Raw genomic sequence first — 1139 nt, 5'->3', positions numbered from 1 at the left:
GTTCCCAGGATGGTGCGGCGCGTCGTGCCCTGGGGGGTGGATGGTGTGGCAGGCATGGGCCCCTCCTCTGGTGACGGATCGACAACTGTGGTGCCGGTGGGTGCAGAGGAAGGCTGTCAGCTGTTGGTGGTGCGCGGCATCGGCCCACGGGTTTACACCCTGGGGCCGATGCGGGCGGGGCCCCGTCGATGTCAGAGGTCGGCGATCAGGGCGTAGCGTTCGTCTTCCACCTCGCCTCCCCACAGGTCCGGGTTCGCGGACAGGTCCTCGGCGCCGATTCCGCCGTTCCACGGGAGCGATTCGGCGCCGGTGACGTACGGGATGCCGGTCTGGCCCGCCTGCCGCCGTCTTCCTTCGACCAGCACCAGCCGTCCTCGCGGGCGCAGGCGGGCCGGCCACTGGGGCAGTGCGGCCTCAGGGTCGGGGAGGGTCCGGAGCAGGCGCCGGGAGAGGACGGCACGGATGCTCTCAGCTGTCGCTGACAGGGTTGCCGAGTGGTGAGTCGGTCAGGAGGTGCCAGGCCGTGAGGGCCAGTTGGGCGCGGAGGCGGCCGGTGGGGGTGGTGAGGTCCAGGTTCAGGGTGCGGGTGATGTGTTCCAGGCGGCGGGCGACGCTGCTGTGGTGGAGGTGGAGGAGTTCGGCGGCGCGGCGCAGGGAGCCGGTGGCGCAGTAGGTTTCCAGGGTCTGCAGGTCCTGGGGGTCGGCAGCGAGGCGGGCGATGGCGGCCACGTCGGGGTTGTGCGCCGGGAGCTCCGCCAGCAGGGCGAGGGCGCCGAGGTCGGTGTGGCGGACGAGGGGTTCGCGGGGGCCGGTGAAGCGGAGGGCGGTGCGGGCCTGGCGCCAGGAGCGGTCGGGGGTGGTGGCGCCGCCGAGGCCCGCGCGGGCGTCCGGGGGGAGGCGGGCGGGGTCGAGGGTGGTGGCCAGGATGACGCCGACGTCGTTGACGAGCGCCGCCTTGACGGGTCCTGCCGGGCAGACCAGGGCGGCGGCGCGGTCGAGGGGCAGCCGGGTGCGGACGGCGAGGACGCGGAGCGGTGCCCCGGCGGGGAAGCCCAGCAGGCGCAGGGCCCGGGCCCGGTCGGTCTCGTCGGTGTCGGGGCTGATGGCCAGTTCGACGAGGGCGGGGTCGGCCATGGTGG

The 1139-nt window shown here is 74.4% G+C and carries 2 protein-coding genes; both read right to left on the bottom strand.

From position 1 onward, the window contains the following. Positions 1-191: 191 nt before the first annotated feature. A complete protein-coding gene (locus VR44_RS45810; RefSeq protein WP_157880571.1) occupies positions 192-365 on the bottom strand; it encodes a hypothetical protein in 174 nt (57 codons plus the stop codon). A 103-nt stretch (positions 366-468) separates the two neighbouring features. Next, a partial coding sequence (locus VR44_RS40035) for a helix-turn-helix domain-containing protein (protein ID WP_045952616.1) occupies positions 469-1139 on the bottom strand: 671 nt, incomplete at its 5' end.

This window comes from Streptomyces katrae (assembly GCF_000966975.1).
In the GTDB taxonomy this organism is placed as follows: Bacteria; Actinomycetota; Actinomycetes; order Streptomycetales; family Streptomycetaceae; genus Streptomyces; species Streptomyces katrae.
Note: the sequence above shows the minus strand (reverse complement) of the source record. Positions and strands in the feature narration are given on the sequence as shown.